Here is a 15879-nt window from a genome sequence, read left to right on the forward strand (position 1 = left end):
CAGCCCCGTCTCCCACAGCGCCCAGACAACGGTCAGCGCAAAGATGACGAAGTAGACGATCGCGCCGGCCGGCTTCAGTCGAGCGACCAGCACGCCCGCGATCAGCAGGCCAAGCCCGGCCAGGGCGTAGTAGGGCGATCCGCCCAGGACGGCGAGCCAGGCGCCGCCGACGCCCAGCACCAGACCGATCAGAACCAGGAGAGCGCCCAGCAGGCGAACCAAGACCGACATGCATCTCTCCACCGAAGCTCGGTGCGACAACACCGGCGGGCGAGGGGGCGTTCCGTGGCGTGGCTCTGAACCTCGAGGCGCGTGGCGTGTTCAGCCGACATGACCAACACCGCCCTGATCCCCTCCGCCCTCATCGGCGCCGTCGCCAGCGCCCGATCGATGACCCCGATGGCCACCATCGCCTCGGCCCGCCTGGCGGGGCGCTCGACGCCCGGCAAGCTCGTCCTGCTCGACTATCCGCTGTTCAAGTTCGGCGCCCTGCTCATGGGGATCGGCGAACTGCTGGGCGACAAGATGAAGACCGCGCCCGACCGCACGGTGTTCCTGGGCCTGCTAGCCCGGATCGCCAGCGCCGGCATCGCCGGGGCGGCCCTGGCCCCGCGCGGTCGCGAGAAGGCCGGGGCGGGCGTGGCGATCGCCACAGCCGTGCCGCTGGCCTATCTGACCCTGGCGGGGCGCAAGCGGGCCATGGCGAAGTTCGGCCAGACGCCCAGCGGTCTCGTCGAGGACGCCCTGGTCGTCGCCGCGGGCGTGGCGACCATCGCCTTCTTCACGCACCAGCAGTGGGGAGCCCGCGGCTGACGCGGCGCCCCTCCGTCGACGTCGGGCGGCGTCAGGCGATGCCTGCGCCGCCGGTGACGCCATAGACCTCGCCGGTCGTGAAGCCGGCCTCCTGCGAGGCGAGCAGCACATAGACCGGCGCGATCTCGACCGGCTGGCCGGGGCGGCCGAACTGGCTGTGCTCGCCGAAGTGCTGGACCTTCTCCTGGGTCTGGCCACCGCTGGGCTGCAGCACCGTCCAGAAGGGACCGGGCGCTACTGCATTGGCCCGCACGCCGTCCTTGATCAGCTGCTTGGCCAGGGCCTTGGTAAAGGCGACAATGCCGGCCTTGGTGGTGGCGTAGTCCAGCAAGTTTTCGGACGGCTCGTAGGCCTGCACAGAAGCTGTGTTGATCACCGCTGCGCCGGGCCGCAGATGAGGGCGCGCCGCCTGGGTGATCCAGAACATGGCGTAGAGATTGGTCTTCAGCGTGTGGTCGAACTGCTCGCTGTCGATGGCGGCGATGTCGGGACGGCTGACCTGCTTGCCGGCGTTGTTGACCAGGATGTCGAGCCCGCACAGGCCCTCCACGGCCTTGGCCACGAGCTCGCGGCAGAAGGCCTCGTCCTTGATGTCGCCAGGCAGGGCGAGCGCCTTGCGACCCTCGGCCTCGATCAGGGCGATGACCTCGCGGGCGTCGCTTTCCTCGCTCGACAGATAGCCGATGGCGACGTCCGCGCCCTCGCGGGCATAGGCGATGGCGGCGGCGCGGCCGATGCCGGAGTCGGCGCCCGTGATCAGCGCCTTGCGGCCGACGAGCTTGCCTGAGCCACGATAGCTTTCCTCGCCGTGGTCGGGCTTGGGGTGCATCTTCGCGGCGAGGCCCGGGGCCGGCTGCGGCTGGGCCGGGAAGGGCGGCTTGGGATACTGCTCGCGCGGGTCCTGCATGCGCAGGCGATCGTCCTGGCTCATCATCGTCTCCGGTGTGGGGGAAGGCGGCGCGCCCAGGGACGCGCCGCCGGGAGGAGGGAGGAAGCGAGCCGACCGTCAGGCCAGCATCCGCACCTTTGGTTCGCGGTCCCAGAAGCGCCTGGCCGCCGCGGCGATGAAGTCCACGCCGAGATCGGTGACGCCCTCGTCCGGCTCGACGCCGGCCTTCTCGAGCAGGGGCTTTGCCCCCTCGCTTGCGCCGATCGCCTTGAGGTGCCCGAAGGCGTCCATCACGAACTGGACGGCGGCCGCCTCCTTGAGCAGGGCCGCGCAGCCGTCGTCGGACAAGACAAGCGCGATCGCGTCGACCGTCACCGAGGGCGTGCCGGCCAGTTGGCCGTCGGCCGGTATCAGGGCTCCGTCGGCGCCCTTGGCCCCTCCGATCTTGGGGGCGATGACCTTGGCGACGGCGCCGGCCTCCTTGATCGCGGCTTTAAGCTTCTCGACCGCGTTGGCGTCCGAGCCGTCAGCGACCAGGATGCCAATCGCATGGCCCTTGATGTCCTTGGGCGCGCGCGGACCTTCCACGATCCGCAGGGCCGGCGACAGCTCCAGGTCCTGGACGGGCGCGGGGGTCTTGGAAGCCTTGGGCAGGTCCATGGCCAGACCGGTGGCGACCCGCTTGGCCAGGTCCGGATCGACATTGACCAGGTTAGACAGCATCCGCGTGCGGATCGCCTCGATGGCGACCTTGGAAAGCTCGAACACCAGGGCCGAGGTCAGGTGGGCCTGCTCGGCCGGATCCAGTGAACGGAAGAACATCCGAGCCTGGCTGTAGTGGTCGGCGAAGCTCTCGGGCCGAACGCGCAGCTTCTCGGCCACGATGTCGGCGCCGTCCTGCGTGGTGCGGAAGCCCGTCACCGGACACTCGCGCGGTCCGCCATCCTCGCCTGCCGTTTCCGCCAGGCTGTTAGGCTCGTAGTTGGCGCGGCCCTTGTGGACCTGCATCTGCATCATGCCGTCACGCTGGAAGTTCATCACCGGACACTTGGGCGCGTTGATCGGCAACTGGTTGAAGTTGGCGGTGCCGAGCCGGCTCTTCTGGGTGTCGAGATAGGAGAACAACCGCCCCTGCAGCAGCGGATCGTCGGTGAAGTCGATCCCTGGCACGATGTTGGCCGGGCAGTAGGCGACCTGCTCGGTCTCGGCGAAGAAGTTGTCGGGGTTGCGATCCAGCACCATGCGGCCGATCGGCGTGACCGGCAGCACTTCCTCGGGAATGATCTTGGTCGGATCGAGCACATCGTAGGGCAGGGCGTCGGCGAAGGTCTGGTCGAAGGCCTGCACGCCCAGCTCCCATTCGGGGAAGTCGCCGCGATCGATGGCCTCGAAGAGGTCGCGCCGCTGGAAGTCGGGATCAGCGCCGGCCAGCTTCACCGCCTCGTCCCACAGGGTCGAGGCCACGCCCTGTCTGGGCTTCCAGTGGAACTTGACGAAGGTCGTCTTACCCTTGGCGTCCACGAGCCGGAAGGTGTGGATGCCGAACCCTTCCATGGTGCGCAGCGAGCGCGGGATCGTCCGGTCGCTCATCGCCCACATGATCATGTGGGTGGCTTCGGGCATCAGACTGATGAAGTCCCAGAAGGTGTCGTGGGCGCTGGCGGCCTGCGGATAGCCGCGATCAGCCTCCATCTTCACCGAGTGGATGAGATCGGGGAACTTGATGGCGTCCTGGATGAAGAACACCGGGATGTTGTTGCCCACGAGGTCCCAGTTGCCTTCCTGGGTATAGAATTTCACCGCGAAGCCGCGCACGTCGCGCGGCGTGTCGACGCTGCCGGCCCCGCCTGCGACCGTCGAGAACCGCACGAACACCGGCGTCTTCTCGCCAGGGCGCTGGAAGAGGTCGGCCTTGCTAAGCTTGGCGGCGGCCTCGTAGGCCTCGAAATAGCCGTGGGCGGCCGAACCTCGCGCATGGACGATGCGCTCGGGGATGCGCTCGTGGTCGAAATGGAAGATCTTCTCTCGCAGCACGAAGTCTTCCAGCAGCACCGGACCGCGCGGACCCGCCTTCAGCTGGTTCTGGTTGTCGGAAATCCGCACGCCCTGGTTGGTGGTCAGGTGGCCGTCCGGCGTGTGCGGGCCGCCCTCCGGAACGCGCTGGTGGGTCTCGTCGCCGACGCCGCGTTCGGTGGTCATGCCCTTGGCCATGTTAGTCTCCTGGGATGGGATCGTGGGGCGATCCAAAAGCCCCGAAGCCGGGTCCGAGCTTGGCCGGACCCGTCTGATGATCGTGTCGATGATGAAGCTGCGCAGACCGGACGGGCGTTGAGGGCAAGCCATCCCAGAGGAGATCGCCGATGCCCGCCAAGTCCGCCGCCCAGCAAAAAGCCGCCGGAGCCGCCCTGTCCGCCAAGCGTGGCGACACGCCCAAGAGCAAGCTCAAGGGCGCGTCGAAATCGATGCTGTCGATGAGCGAGAAGCAGTTGGAAGAGTTCGCGCACACCAAGCGCAAGGCCATGCCCGAGCACAAGCATTGACCCCTTCGATGCGCCGGTCCGACCGAGCGACGACCTGCTCCTGAGGGGAACGATCGCCGCCCGGTCGATCCTACTAGATGTTAGTGGGAGGGCTGCTTGGAGAACTCCGCCATCAGCTCTTCCTTGCGCGCGGCCATGCGTTCGCCCATGGCTTCGAGGTCCTCGTCGCCCTTCTTGGCCTGCGCGAAGAAGCCGCCGGGTTGTTCCTCTTCCTTGACGTGGTGCTTGATGTACTCGCCCAGCACCTTGACCTTGGCGTCGTAGAACTCTTCGCCGGGCTTCATCGCCTCGATCTCGGCGATCAGCTTCTTGGCGCCGTCGTGCTCGACATAGGCCTCGTCGATCAGGTCGTCCTCCACCTCGCCGCGGCTTTCGGGATAGAGGATCTCCTCCTCCATCTGGGTGTGGACCTTCAGGGCCAGCGCGATCTTGTCGAACAGGGCCTGCTTGTCGCGGTCGCTCTCCAGCTGTTCGTACTCGTCGAACATGGCCTCCACCTCTCGGTGGTCGGCCTTGAGCAGGCGAATGGCGAGCGGGTCGCGCCGGCCCGTGCGGCGGGTGCGGCGCGACTTGGTGGTTTTTGCGGCGGATTTCGAGGCGGCTTTGGCGGTGGGCATGTCGGCGCTCCGGTTGCGATTGTGCGCCGTTTCAAGCCGGAGCGTCGGCCGCCGGTTCCCATGGCCGTGCTAGTTGAGAGACGATTTCACCGGTGATTTTCGCGCGACGTTATTTAAGTCGAATCAGCGACTTATGAGGTGCTCTTCGTCGGGTTCTCGACGGAGGAACGCTCGTTGCTTCCACCGCATTGGAGATGGGCCGGAGCATCCGGCGATCAACCCATCAGGGAGACGGCCATGGGCGAGAACGCCAACAACGATCGCATGCAGCAGCAGTCCAACGACGCTCAGCGCCAGCAAGTCGGCCAGCAGAACCAGCAAGGCGACACCCGCCAGCCGCAGCAACAGCAGACCAGCCCCCAGCAGGCCCAGCCGGATCAGCAGAACCAGCAGGGCGAGCGTCGTCCGGGCGAGCGCCAGGAAGGGCGCGACATCGAGGGCGAGGGCGAGGGCCTCGCGGGCGGCGTCGACACCGGCGCCATCCAGCCGGGCCGCACTGGTCAAGGCGACGTGGAACGCTAAACGTTCGTCGAGGCCGGCCTTCGGGTCGGCCTTTCTTCCTGCGACGCCCGATCGATGCGTCTGGAGATCAGCTTTGAGTAGCGTGCTGGAGATTTCCCGCTTTGAAAGCGGATGGGCGGTGAAGCTTTGGGAGACCGGCGAGGTCCTGTTCTTCGCTTCGGGGGAATAGGCCGAGCGGGAGGCGCGCCGTCTGGCTGACCACACAGGTGGAGCCGGCACGGACGGCGATGTGCGGATCGAGACTCATGACTTCGGTCGGGAGCTGAAGGAGGAGTGGCTGCTTGAGGCGGTCACGGTGGGGCTCTAGGAATTCAGACTTGCTCGCCGCCGGGCCTTTTCTATCTGTTCGCCTCATCCCCGGTAGAGATCCGCATCCGGATCGAGCCCGCCGCGCACCTCGGTAGAGAAAACCTCCATGGCCCACCGGCTGGGGACACAGCTGTCGTTCGCCATCTACGGGGTGGCGGGCCGAATGGCGCGCATGCACAAGCCCTTCCTCGATCCACTTGGGCTTACCTTCCCTCAGTATCTGGTGATGCTTGAACTCTACGCGGGAACCCCGCGATCGGTTGGTGACCTCGGCGCACATACATGTTCATCATCGTCGGGCAGGCCTTCTTGTGGACGCCAACCTACGCCGCCTCGCTCGGCGCCCTGAACAAGCACCTGCTGCCGCACGGAAGCGCGATCATGAACACGATCCAGCAACTCGTCGGCGCCGCAGGCATAGCAATCGCCTTCTCGGTAACGACCGCGACGAAAACGGCCCTTGTGGCGGGCGGCGAGTCGATTAGACCGGCCATGGCCCGAGGCGCGCAGCACTCCTACCTCGTCGCCTTTGGGATGGTGGTCGTCGGCCTGCTGGCAGCCCTGATGATGCCCAGGAAGAGCCCGCTGAACGGCATGCCGATCGCGGCGCACTAAGCGCCAGCGCGCGAATGAATTCTAACAAAGGAAGATTGCAGTCATGAGGATCGGCATCCTGGGCACCGGCCATATCGGCGCCACCCTCGTCAAACGGTTCAGCGCGGGAGGTCACGATGTGAAGGTCGCCAACTCCCGTGGCCCGCACACCATCGAGGCGGGGCTCCTTGCGTCCGGCGCACGCGCGGTGACGAAGGAGGAGGCGGTGCGCGACGTTGAGGTTATCATCCTCTCAATCCCGCTCAACCGTATCCCGGACATCGCACCGCTGATCGCGACTGTTCCGCAAGATACCGTGATCATCGACACATCGAACTACTACCCGGCCCGTGACGGCAAGATCGAGCCGATCGAAGCTGGACAGGTAGAGAGCCTGTGGGTCGTGGACCAGATCGGCCATCCGGTCGTCAAGGCCTGGAACGCCATCGGCGCGGCCTCCTTCGCCAACAAAGCCAAACCCGCCGGGGCGCCGGGGCGCATCGCAATTCCCGTTGCAGCGGATCGCGATGGCGATCGCCGAGTAGCGATGTCGCTGGTGGAGGACAGCGGCCTCGACGCGGTGGATGCGGGCAGTCTTGCGGAATCGTGGCGGCAGCAGCCCGGCTCACCTGTGTATTGCACTGACCTTAGCAGGGATGAGGTACCGCCGGCCCTGGCCGCTGCGGAGAAGGCCCGCCTGCCTGCGCGTCGGGATCTGGTGTTGGCTGTGGTTATGGAGCGCGCCGGAGATGACATGACCAATCTTGAGCCTGAGTTTTTACCCCGCCTCAACCGCGCGATTTTCCAGTAGGTCGCGAAACGCCTGCAAAGGCGGGGAGCGGCACAGCGTCGCGCGCTGAATGTCTGGTTCCGGGAGGCACCTCAAGGTCAGCAACTGGCGCAATTCAGCAGTCCGACTCCTCCGAAGAGGTGGCAGCCGATCCCATACGCCGATCCCATACAATGTGCGTTGATCCGCTCTATCATCTGATCGAGAAACTCGACGGCAGCGTCACCGTGCAACCCGAGGCCGGCATCAAGTTCCTCGCGAGCTTGGAGCAGTAGCTTTGCCAGACTTTGGTGATCTTGATCATCCATCAACGAGCTCCTCGCGACGCTGCGCCCCAAACGCGCCTTTGAGATCCGTCATTCGCGTTCTTCGCGCTGGGTTTGCAGGTAAAGCGCGCTGAGGAGAATTCGCCTAACGTCAGGCACATGCGGCGCCTGAAGGGCTGGAGCCAAGAGGAGCTCGCGGGCCAGGCCCAGCTTCACCGGACCTATGTCGGGTCTATCGAGCGTGCCGAGCGCAACCTCTCAATCGACAACATCGAGCGTTTGGCGGTCGCCCTCACGGTCGAGCCATGGTCCCTTTTGAAGCCCGAAGGCTTCGAGGGCTAAGGCGCGAGGGAAATCTTCTCCTTCTCCCCCGGCCCCCCTCAACCTCATCTTGAAAGAAAAGATGCGCGGCGCGAGCGGAAAGGCTCGCGCCGCGCAATAAACGAAGGAAAACAGCAAGTTGTTGTCGTTTTTGCCGAGTGGAAACGAAAAACCTTCGTTGAATCAGGTGCTTGCTGGCTGTTGCAGCCAGATGGGTGTGCATAACCCTTTTAGGCGTCCGTCGACGGACGAATGTGAAGAGGCGGCCGGTCCGAAAAGGGCGGCCGCCTTTTCTTTGCGCGTTCGGCGCCGGAGCGCGCGGCGCCGAAGGCCGGCAGTGGGCCTATGAGCGTCGCGGCGTTTGACGCGCGGGGCGGGACGGCGTGCAGTGTCTCCGTGAAGGGCGTTTGGTGGTGATCGCCGCGCGCCAAGGCCTGATCGACCAATGGCCGCCTCGCCGTCAGTATGCGGGGCGGGTGAGGGCGTGCTTTCCGTGTCCTGTCGAGTAACGGTGCTGGTGCATATTAAATGATCTCGTTTGTCGCTGGCGGGACCACGAAGAAAAGTGGGCTCCTGTAACGGCGATTTCTGTTTTTTGACCTGCGGTCGGGAGCCAGTCTCGTCGGGGGATCAAAAAGCAGGGGATAGCCGTGATCCAAGTCCAGTCGAACAAGCGTGCGTTTCGTCGCCTGAAGGCGGCATTGCTGGCCGCCAGCGTCATGGGGGCTGGGGCGCCTGCCCTGGCCGAGGAAGACCCCAAGACCTCCGCCGACACCGTCGATGCCGTCGTCGTCACCGGCAAGCGTGTGTCGGAGGCCAGCGTCGCCATCGGCACCGACCAGGCCACAGCCACGGTCTCGATCACCCGCGAGGCATTGCTGTCGGCGCCGGCCGGCGTGACCGGCCTGAAGATGCTGGAGAGCCTGCCGGGGTTCAACGTCCAGGCCAATGACGCCCTGGGCATGTACGAGTTCGGCAATTCGGTCTCGGTGCGGGCCTTCAACTTCCAGCAGATCGGCTTCCTGCTGGATGGCGTTCCGATGGGCCGCAGCGACCAGTTCGGCGGCAGCCCGATCTATCGCTATGTCGACAACGAGAACCTGGCGCGAGTGCAGGCCTCGGCCGGGGCCGGCGACGTCTCGCTGCCCAGCTATGCGTCGCTGGGGCCGATCGTCGACTACTTCACCAAGGCCCCGGACGTGGAGGCCGGCGGCTCGATCAGCCAGACCCTGGGCGAGGACAACCTGCGTCGCAGCTTCCTGCGCCTGGAGAGCGGCAAGATCGGCCGGCTGTCGGGCTACGTGGCCGGATCATGGATCAAGGGCGACCTGTGGCGCGGGCCGGGCTTCATCAAGCGCGAGCACTACGAGGGCAAGCTCGACTACGCGTTCGAGAGCGGCGGGAACCTGACGTTCCAGACCGTGCACAACGACTATTACGACTACGACTCCCCGTCGATCACCAAGGCCCAGTATGCGGGGACGGCGGGCGACCTGTTCGGCCGCAGGGGCAGGGACTTCGCCTATCTCGGCTACGTGCCCAGCCTGCCGGTGACGACGGCGGGCGTGCCGTACTCCAACACCGCCTACAACCAGTACTACAAGTTCGCGGTCAACGCCCGGCAGGACCACCTCTACGGCCTGTCTCTGAACAAGCCGATCGGCGAGGCGTTCGAGGTCCGCTCCACGGCCTACTACGAGGACAAGGGCGGCTACGGCGTCTCGCCCGAGGCCTATTCGACCTCGCTGGCCAGCTACAACGCCGAACGCCTGATCGTGGCCGGCCTGACCGCGCCCAAGGGTGTGCAGTATGGCCTCTCGGGCGTCGACGGCACGCGCAAGGGGATCACCGTCGGCGGAACCTGGAGGGCGGGCGTCCACACCGTCCAGGCCGGGGTCTGGCTGGAGAAGGACGACTACCACCGCACCCAGGCCCGCTATAACACCGCGGGCGGCCACCCCGACGGCGCGGCGCTGCTGAACGAGCCGGTGCACCTGCAGCGCAACTACGTCTCCACCCGCGAGACCACCCAGTTCTTCCTGAAGGACACGGTGCGGCTGCTGGACGACAGGCTGAAGGTCGAGCTGGGCTTCAAGGCCACCGACATCGACTACGAGATCGCCGGCTATCGCAATCCGGCCGACTACATCGCCCAGCGCCGGCCCAGGATCACCGACAACTGGAAGGACAGCTTCCTGCCGCAGGTGGGCCTGGTCTATTCGATCAACAGCCGCGACCAGGTGTTCGCTTCGTACTCCGAGAACCTGGCCCTGCCGCGCGGCGCCGACGACATCTTCTCGGCCGCCAGTCCCGCGGCCCCCGGACCCGCCGCCGAGACCTCGCAGAACCTCGAGATCGGCTATCGCGCCAACCGGCCGACCTTCAACGCCTCGGTCGTGGCCTATTACACCGCCTTCGAGAACCGCCTGCAGTCCTACGCCTCGGTGGTGCCGGGCAGCACGACGACCGAGACCTTCTTCCAGAACGTCGGCGGGGTGGAGGCCCACGGCGCCGAATTCAGCGGCCAGTGGAAGCCCGAGGTTCTGGGCGGCAAGGTCTATTTCAACGCCAACCTGTCGTACAACCGGGCCGAGTTCGAGAACAACTTCGGGGTCCAGCCGATCGCGGGCAACACCCTGCCGGACTTCCCGACCTGGCTGTTCCAGGGCGGGGTGACCTGGGAGCCGACCGACTGGGCGCTGGTCAACATTTCGGCCCGCCACCTCAGCGACCGCTACACCAACATGCGCAACACCGAGAAGACGGACGGCTACACGGTGTGGAACGCCTATGTCGACCTGGGCGACGGCTTCGGCGTGGGGCCGCTGAAGCAGGTCAAGGCGCGGATCAACGTCGATAACCTGTTCGACGAGGACTATCTCGGCACGATCAGCACCACCGTGGACACCCTGGCCACCTTCCGGCCCGGCTCGCACCGGACCTTCCAGGTGACGCTGTCGGCCGACTTCTAGGTCGACAGGCCGGCTACGACCTGTTCGCACAGGCGATGGGTTTCCAGGGCGTCGAGGGCCGACAGCCGTCGGTCCTCGCGCACGGCGCAGAGGAAGGTCTCGATCATCGCTTCGAAGCCGCGCTGGTGGCCGACGCTGGTCCAGTCGCCGCGGCGGGCCAGCCGCTCGCCGCCGGCGAAGTCGGTGACGTCGGCGAGGTTGACGATCCGGCGCTTGATCCCGCCGCCCATCACCTCCAGCACCTCTTCGTTGGCGCCGCTGACGCGGTTCATGATCCCGACGGCGTCGCGGCCGCCGCCGGTCAGGTGCAGCACCACGTGCTCCAGCAGGTCGCCGTCGAGGCGGACGCTGATCCGGACCTGCGTCGCGCCCGGCGCCAGGAAGCGCAAGGAATCGACCACGTGGATGAAGTCGTCGAAGATCGTGCGCCGCACGCCGTCGGCATGGCCCGCGCGGTTCTTCTGCATCAGCACGAACGGGGCGTTCAGCGCCGCCGCCTCGGCCTGGGCGGCGGCGTGACGGCGATTGAAGCCGACCATCAATGAAATCCCGCGCGTTTCCGCCAGGTCGACCAGCGGCTCGCAGGCCTCCAGCGTGTCGGCGATCGGCTTGTCGACCAGGGTCGGCACGCCGGCCTCGATCAGGCGGCGGACGATGACCGGATGGACCTCGGTGGCGGCATGTACGAAGGCGGCGTCCAGGCCCTGGTCCAAGGCCTCGTCCAGGTCGGTGTGCAGGCGGTCGACGCGCCAGGCCGCGCCCAGCTCGTCCAGGGTGGCGGTGTTGCGGGTGACGAAGGCCAGCTGCACGTCGGCGCGGGTTCCCAGCACCGGCAGGTAGGCTTTGCGGGCGATGTCGCCCAGGCCGATCATCGCCACGCGCATGCGTCAGATCCCCTTCGCCAAGTGTTCGGCCAGCGCGCTTGCGTCCCAATGTTCGTCGCGGGGCGCAAGGAAGATCGGCGTGTCGCGCTCGAAGGCGGCCAGGGCCTCGGCGGTCTGGACGAGGTCGGGCGCGTCTAGGCTTTCGCTCATGACGATGGCGGCCACGGTGACGCCCCGGGCCCGCAGGGCGACCTGGGCGGTCAGCACGTGGCTGATCGTGCCGAGATAGGAGCCGGCGATCAGCAGGACGGGCAGGTCGAGCTCTGCGATCAGGTCGAGATTGGTCGCCTCGTCGGTCAGCGGGGACATGACCCCGCCGGCGCCTTCCACCAACATCAGGTCATGGTCGCCGGCCAAGGCGGCGCGGCAGTCGGCGGCCAGGTCGGCGATCCGCAGCACGTCGCCCTCGAGGCGGGCGGCGAGGTTCGGGGCCAGCGGCGCCAGGTAGCGGCGCGGCGATATCCGGGGCAGGGCGCTCGGGTCGCCCAACGCATGCGCAAGGCGGGCCGGATCGCTGACCGTCGGATCGGCCGGATCGAAACCGCTGACCACCGGCTTGAAGGCGTCCACCGCGACACCGCGGGCCTTCAGGGCCCGGATCAGGGCGCAGGCGACGTGTGTCTTGCCTATGTCGGTGCCGGTTCCGGCGACGAAGAGGGCGCTCATGCCTTGGCATCTACATAGGGGCGGACGAGGGCGGCCAGGCGCAGGACTTCCTCGTCCGGGTGCTCGGCGCTGAAGGCCAGGCGCAGGCGGGCGGCGCCGGCCGGCACGGTCGGCGGACGGATGGCGACCACGAGGAAGCCTTCGGCCTCCAGGGAAGCTGAGGCGGCCAGGGCGGCGTCGGCCTCGCCGAGGATAACCGGCACGATCGGACTTTCGGCGCGCGGCAGGCCGGCGGCCTGGGTGAACAGGCGGGCCTTGCGCAGGGGCTCGGCGGTGAAGGCCGGGTCGGCCTCGATCAGATCGAGGGCAGCGATGGCGGCGGCGGCCGAGGCCGGCGGCAGGCCGGTGGTGTAGACGACCGTACGGGCGCGGGTCTTGAGGAAGTCGACCACGCTCTGCGAGGCGCACAGATAGCCGCCATACGAGCCCAGCGCCTTTGACAGGGTGCCCATCTGCAACGGGATCACCGCTTCGGGGAACAGGGCGGCCGTGCCCTTGCCGTCGCCCAGGACGCCCACGCCATGGGCGTCGTCGACCAGCAGCCAGGCATCGTTGGCCTCGCAGACCGCCGACAGCCAGTCGAGCGGGGCGACGTCGCCGTCCATCGAGAACACCCCGTCGGTGGCGACAATGGCGTGGCGGAAGCTGCCGCGATGCTCGGCCAGCAGTTCGGCCAGGGCGTCGCTGTCGTTGTGCGGGAAGGACACGACCTTCGCGCCGGAAAGCTGCGCGCCGGCCCAGATGCAGGCGTGGGCCAGCTCGTCGACGAACACGACGTCCTGCTTGCCGGCGAAGGTGGGGATCACCCCGGTGTTGGCCAGGTAGCCCGAGCCGAACACCACGCAGGCTTCCGTTCCCTTCAGGCGGGCCAGGCGCTGTTCCAGTTCCTCGATCAACGGGTTGTCGCCGGTGACCAGGCGCGAGGCCCCCGAGCCCGCGCCGTGCTCGGCCACGGCAGCCTGGGCGGCGGCGATCACGGCCGGGTGCTGCGACAGGCCCAGATAGTCGTTGCAGGAGAACGACAGCATCCGCTTGCCGTCGCGCTCGACGACCGCGCCGGGCAGCCGGCGGGTGGGCTTGAGGCGGCGGCGCAGGCTCATGGCCTCCAGGGCCGCGAGCTTGCCGCTCGCGAAGGCGTCCAGACTGTGCATTCCGATTCCTGTTTGCCCAGATTCCGATTTGCTCGGGAGCGGGGACGCTCTAGGCAAGCGGCCCCTCCGGCGCAACGAAAGGATCGCCATGACCACTCCCGACTGGCTCGCTGAAGGGGCCAAGCACGTGTGGCGGCCCTACTGCCAGATGAAGACGGCCCCGGCGCCGCTTCCGGTGGTGCGAACCCACGGCTCGCGGATCGTGCTGGAGGACGGGCGCGAGCTGGTCGACGGCATCGCCAGCTGGTGGACGGCCGTGCACGGCTACAATCACCCGCACATCGCGGCCGCCGTGCGCGCGCAGCTGGAGGCCATGCCGCACGTAATGTTCGGCGGCCTGGCGCATGAGCCCGCCTATCGCCTGGCCGCGCGGCTGGCGGCGATCCTGCCGGGAGAACTGGACCACGTGTTCTTCGCCGAATCCGGTTCGGTGTCGGTCGAGATCGCCATGAAGATGGCGCTGCAGTTCCACATCAATCGCGGCGAGACGGGCCGCACGCGCTTCCTGTCGTTCCGGGGCGGCTATCACGGCGACACCCTGGCGACGATGACGGTCTGCGACCCGGAGGAGGGGATGCACAGCCTGTTCTCGGGCGTCATGCCGGCCCAGGTGATCGCCGACCTGCCGCTGGACGACGCCTCCGAAGCCGCGCTCGACGCCTTGCTGGCGCAGCGGGGCGGGGAGATCGCCGCCATGCTGACCGAGCCCCTGGTGCAGGGCGCCGGCGGCATGCTGTTCCACGATCAGGAGGTGCTGCGCCGCCTGCGCCGCCTGGCGGACAGGCACGGCGTGCTGCTGATCTTCGACGAGATCTTCACCGGCTTTGGCCGGACCGGCGAGCTCTTCGCCATGCAGGCCGCCGGGATCGAGCCCGATATCGTCACCCTGTCGAAGGCCCTGACCGGCGGCACGCTGCCGCTGTCGGCCGCCGTGGCCTCGCGCAAGGTGTTCGAGGCCTTTTGGTCCGATGACGCCGGCGCGGCCCTGATGCACGGCCCTACCTACATGGGCAACGCCCTGGCCTGCGCCGCGGCCAACGCCTCGCTGGACCTGTTCGAGGCCGGAACCTGGAAGGCCGACGTGGCGCGGGTCTCGGCGGCGTTGAAAGAGGGGCTGGAACCCTGCCGGTCAGCGCCCGGCGTCGTCGACGTGCGGGTGCTGGGCGCCATCGGCGTGGTGGAGTTCGCCTCGCCGGTGGCCGTCGGCGCCCTGTGCCAGGCCTTCGCCGAGAAGGGCGCTTGGATCCGGCCGATGGGCAAGGTGGTCTATCTGACCCCGGCCTATACGACGCTCGACGCGGACCTCGACATCCTTCTGTCGGCCATTCGCGACGTCATCGGCGCTGGCGGGGTTGAAGGAAGCGGCGGGGTCTGATCCAAGCGGCCCATGTCCGCGTCCACCGGCCCCCTGACGAGCATCGAGCGCCTGGCGATCCTGGCGATCATCCTGACCTGGGGGCTGAACAACGCCGCGGCCAAGTTCGCCACCGCAGCCCTGCCGCCGATGATGGTGGGCGGCCTGCGCTTCGCCCTGGCGCTGGCGTTCCTGTTTCCGTTCGTGCGGCCGCCGTTTCCGGACTGGAAGCGGCTGCTGACCATCGTGCTGCTGTCGGGGCCGATCCACTTCGCCTTGATCTACATCGCCTTCGGCATGGCCAAGTCGCTGAGCCCGCTGGTGGTGGCCACGCAGCTTTGGATCCCGTTCACGGCGCTGTTCGCCTGGCGCATGCTGGGCGAGACCATGCGGGTTCCCGCCGTAGTCGGCCTGGGCGTCGCCTTCGCCGGCGTGGCGTGGATGAGCCTTGACCCGCACGGTGCAGGCGACCTGCCGGCCATCGTCCTGGGCGTCACCGCCGCCGCCATCTGGGCCGTGGCCACGGTGCTGGTGCGCAAGACGCCGGGCGTGAAGCCGCTGAAGGTGCAGGGCCTGACGGCCTTCGTCGCCGCGCCGATCCTGATCGCCATGTCCTTCGCCTTCGAGGACGACGTCGTGGCCAAGGTCTCGTCCGCGCCGCCGCTGGCCTGGGCCTGCGTGGTGTTCGCCGGCGTCGTGTCGACCATTGGGGCCAGCGCCCTGCTGTTCTGGCTGGTGCAGCGGCGCGAGCCGGGGCGGGTGACGCCCTATTTTCTGTTGACGCCGCTGGTCTCGTGCACGATCGGCGTGCTGTTCATGGGCGACGCCCTGTCGCTGCAACTGGTCATCGGCGGCGGCGCGACCATGGTCGGCGTGGCGCTGGTGGCCCTGACCGAGAAGAAGACCCCGCCTGCGACTTCCGGCGACCCGGCTTAGTCCTCCTCGCCGTCGCGCCACTGCCAGGGTGCGTCGCTCTTCCAGCGGGCGACCAGCATCACCACCAGGGTCATGACCACGACGAACACGCCGACGAGGCGCGGGTGGTCCTTGCCGTAAAGAACGGCGCAAGCCAGCAGCAGGCCGATATAGAGCGCGACGACCGCCCAGCCTTCCCAACTGCAAGGCGGGCCCGCGCCATAGCCATGACGCTTGACCCTGAACCACGGCTTGCCGTTGGCCACGTTTCCCCCC

At 67.5% G+C, this 15879-nt stretch carries 17 protein-coding genes; 9 read left to right on the forward strand and 8 right to left on the reverse strand.

Annotation, left to right across the window (positions count from 1 at the left end; translation table 11 throughout):
- Positions 1–231, reverse strand: a 231-nt coding sequence (locus SGCZBJ_RS09075; protein ID WP_133149218.1) for a hypothetical protein, incomplete at its 3' end; no start/stop codon positions are given.
- Positions 232–330: 99 nt separating this feature from the next.
- Between SGCZBJ_RS09075 and SGCZBJ_RS09080 the strand changes: the two genes are divergently transcribed.
- The gene (locus SGCZBJ_RS09080; RefSeq protein WP_101717685.1) at positions 331–813 is read left to right on the forward strand and encodes a hypothetical protein; all 483 of its coding nucleotides are present in this window, start codon (positions 331–333) and stop codon (positions 811–813) included.
- Positions 814–844: 31 nt separating this feature from the next.
- On the opposite strand, the gene SGCZBJ_RS09085 is transcribed toward SGCZBJ_RS09080, so the two are convergent.
- On the reverse strand, positions 845–1744 hold the full coding sequence (locus SGCZBJ_RS09085) for an SDR family oxidoreductase (protein ID WP_101717686.1): 900 nt from the start codon (positions 1742–1744) through the stop codon (positions 845–847).
- Between the two features lie 75 nt (positions 1745–1819).
- A complete protein-coding gene (locus SGCZBJ_RS09090; RefSeq protein ID WP_101717687.1) occupies positions 1820–3913 on the reverse strand; it encodes a catalase in 2094 nt (697 codons plus the stop codon).
- 149 nt (positions 3914–4062) lie between these two features.
- Here SGCZBJ_RS09090 and SGCZBJ_RS09095 point away from each other — a divergent pair, with 149 nt between their 5' ends.
- The gene (locus tag SGCZBJ_RS09095) at positions 4063–4242 is read left to right on the forward strand and encodes a DUF3008 family protein (protein WP_101717688.1); all 180 of its coding nucleotides are present in this window, start codon (positions 4063–4065) and stop codon (positions 4240–4242) included.
- 80 nt (positions 4243–4322) lie between these two features.
- Here the strand turns inward: SGCZBJ_RS09095 and SGCZBJ_RS09100 are convergent, their stop codons facing one another.
- Entirely contained in the window at positions 4323–4859 is a 537-nt protein-coding gene (locus SGCZBJ_RS09100) for a hemerythrin domain-containing protein (protein ID WP_101717689.1), read from the reverse strand.
- Between the two features lie 237 nt (positions 4860–5096).
- On the opposite strand from SGCZBJ_RS09100, the gene SGCZBJ_RS09105 reads away from it, so the two are divergent.
- From SGCZBJ_RS09105 to SGCZBJ_RS09130, 5 genes are all read left to right on the forward strand, one after another.
- Complete coding sequence (locus tag SGCZBJ_RS09105; protein ID WP_101717690.1) at positions 5097–5381, forward strand: hypothetical protein; 285 nt, start codon at positions 5097–5099, stop codon at positions 5379–5381.
- Between the two features lie 591 nt (positions 5382–5972).
- Positions 5973–6305 (forward strand): MFS transporter, encoded by a 333-nt coding sequence (locus tag SGCZBJ_RS09115; RefSeq protein WP_133149219.1) that lies wholly within the window; start codon positions 5973–5975, stop codon positions 6303–6305.
- Positions 6306–6348: 43 nt separating this feature from the next.
- Positions 6349–7095 (forward strand): NADPH-dependent F420 reductase, encoded by a 747-nt coding sequence (locus SGCZBJ_RS09120; protein WP_101717692.1) that lies wholly within the window; start codon positions 6349–6351, stop codon positions 7093–7095.
- Positions 7096–7499: 404 nt separating this feature from the next.
- A complete protein-coding gene (locus tag SGCZBJ_RS09125; RefSeq protein ID WP_101717693.1) occupies positions 7500–7682 on the forward strand; it encodes a helix-turn-helix domain-containing protein in 183 nt (60 codons plus the stop codon).
- A 698-nt stretch (positions 7683–8380) separates the two neighbouring features.
- Complete coding sequence (locus SGCZBJ_RS09130) at positions 8381–10633, forward strand: TonB-dependent receptor (RefSeq protein ID WP_101717919.1); 2253 nt, start codon at positions 8381–8383, stop codon at positions 10631–10633.
- On the opposite strand, the gene SGCZBJ_RS09135 is transcribed toward SGCZBJ_RS09130, so the two are convergent.
- The 3 genes from SGCZBJ_RS09135 to bioF are packed head-to-tail and all read right to left on the reverse strand — an operon-like array spanning position 10630 to position 13334.
- A complete protein-coding gene (locus SGCZBJ_RS09135) occupies positions 10630–11517 on the reverse strand; it encodes a Gfo/Idh/MocA family protein (RefSeq protein WP_101717694.1) in 888 nt (295 codons plus the stop codon). The genes SGCZBJ_RS09130 and SGCZBJ_RS09135 overlap by 4 nt on opposite strands.
- A gap of 3 nt (positions 11518–11520) precedes the next feature.
- Entirely contained in the window at positions 11521–12183 is a 663-nt protein-coding gene (gene bioD / locus SGCZBJ_RS09140; protein WP_101717695.1) for a dethiobiotin synthase, read from the reverse strand.
- Positions 12180–13334, reverse strand: coding sequence for an 8-amino-7-oxononanoate synthase (bioF, locus tag SGCZBJ_RS09145; protein WP_101717696.1), 1155 nt, complete (start codon positions 13332–13334; stop codon positions 12180–12182). Before bioF ends, bioD begins: the two co-directional genes overlap by 4 nt.
- 88 nt (positions 13335–13422) lie before the next feature.
- Between bioF and SGCZBJ_RS09150 the strand changes: the two genes are divergently transcribed.
- Together SGCZBJ_RS09150 and SGCZBJ_RS09155 are read left to right on the forward strand one after the other, a co-directional pair.
- On the forward strand, positions 13423–14709 hold the full coding sequence (locus tag SGCZBJ_RS09150; protein WP_101717697.1) for an adenosylmethionine--8-amino-7-oxononanoate transaminase: 1287 nt from the start codon (positions 13423–13425) through the stop codon (positions 14707–14709).
- Between the two features lie 12 nt (positions 14710–14721).
- Positions 14722–15624 (forward strand): DMT family transporter, encoded by a 903-nt coding sequence (locus tag SGCZBJ_RS09155; RefSeq protein WP_101717698.1) that lies wholly within the window; start codon positions 14722–14724, stop codon positions 15622–15624.
- Here SGCZBJ_RS09155 and SGCZBJ_RS09160 read toward each other — a convergent pair.
- A complete protein-coding gene (locus tag SGCZBJ_RS09160; RefSeq protein ID WP_101717699.1) occupies positions 15621–15869 on the reverse strand; it encodes a hypothetical protein in 249 nt (82 codons plus the stop codon). The two genes, SGCZBJ_RS09155 and SGCZBJ_RS09160, sit on opposite strands and share 4 nt — an antisense overlap.
- Positions 15870–15879 lie beyond the last annotated feature (10 nt).

The sequence above is a fragment of the Caulobacter zeae genome, from assembly GCF_002858925.1.
Taxonomy (GTDB): Bacteria; Pseudomonadota; Alphaproteobacteria; order Caulobacterales; family Caulobacteraceae; genus Caulobacter; species Caulobacter zeae.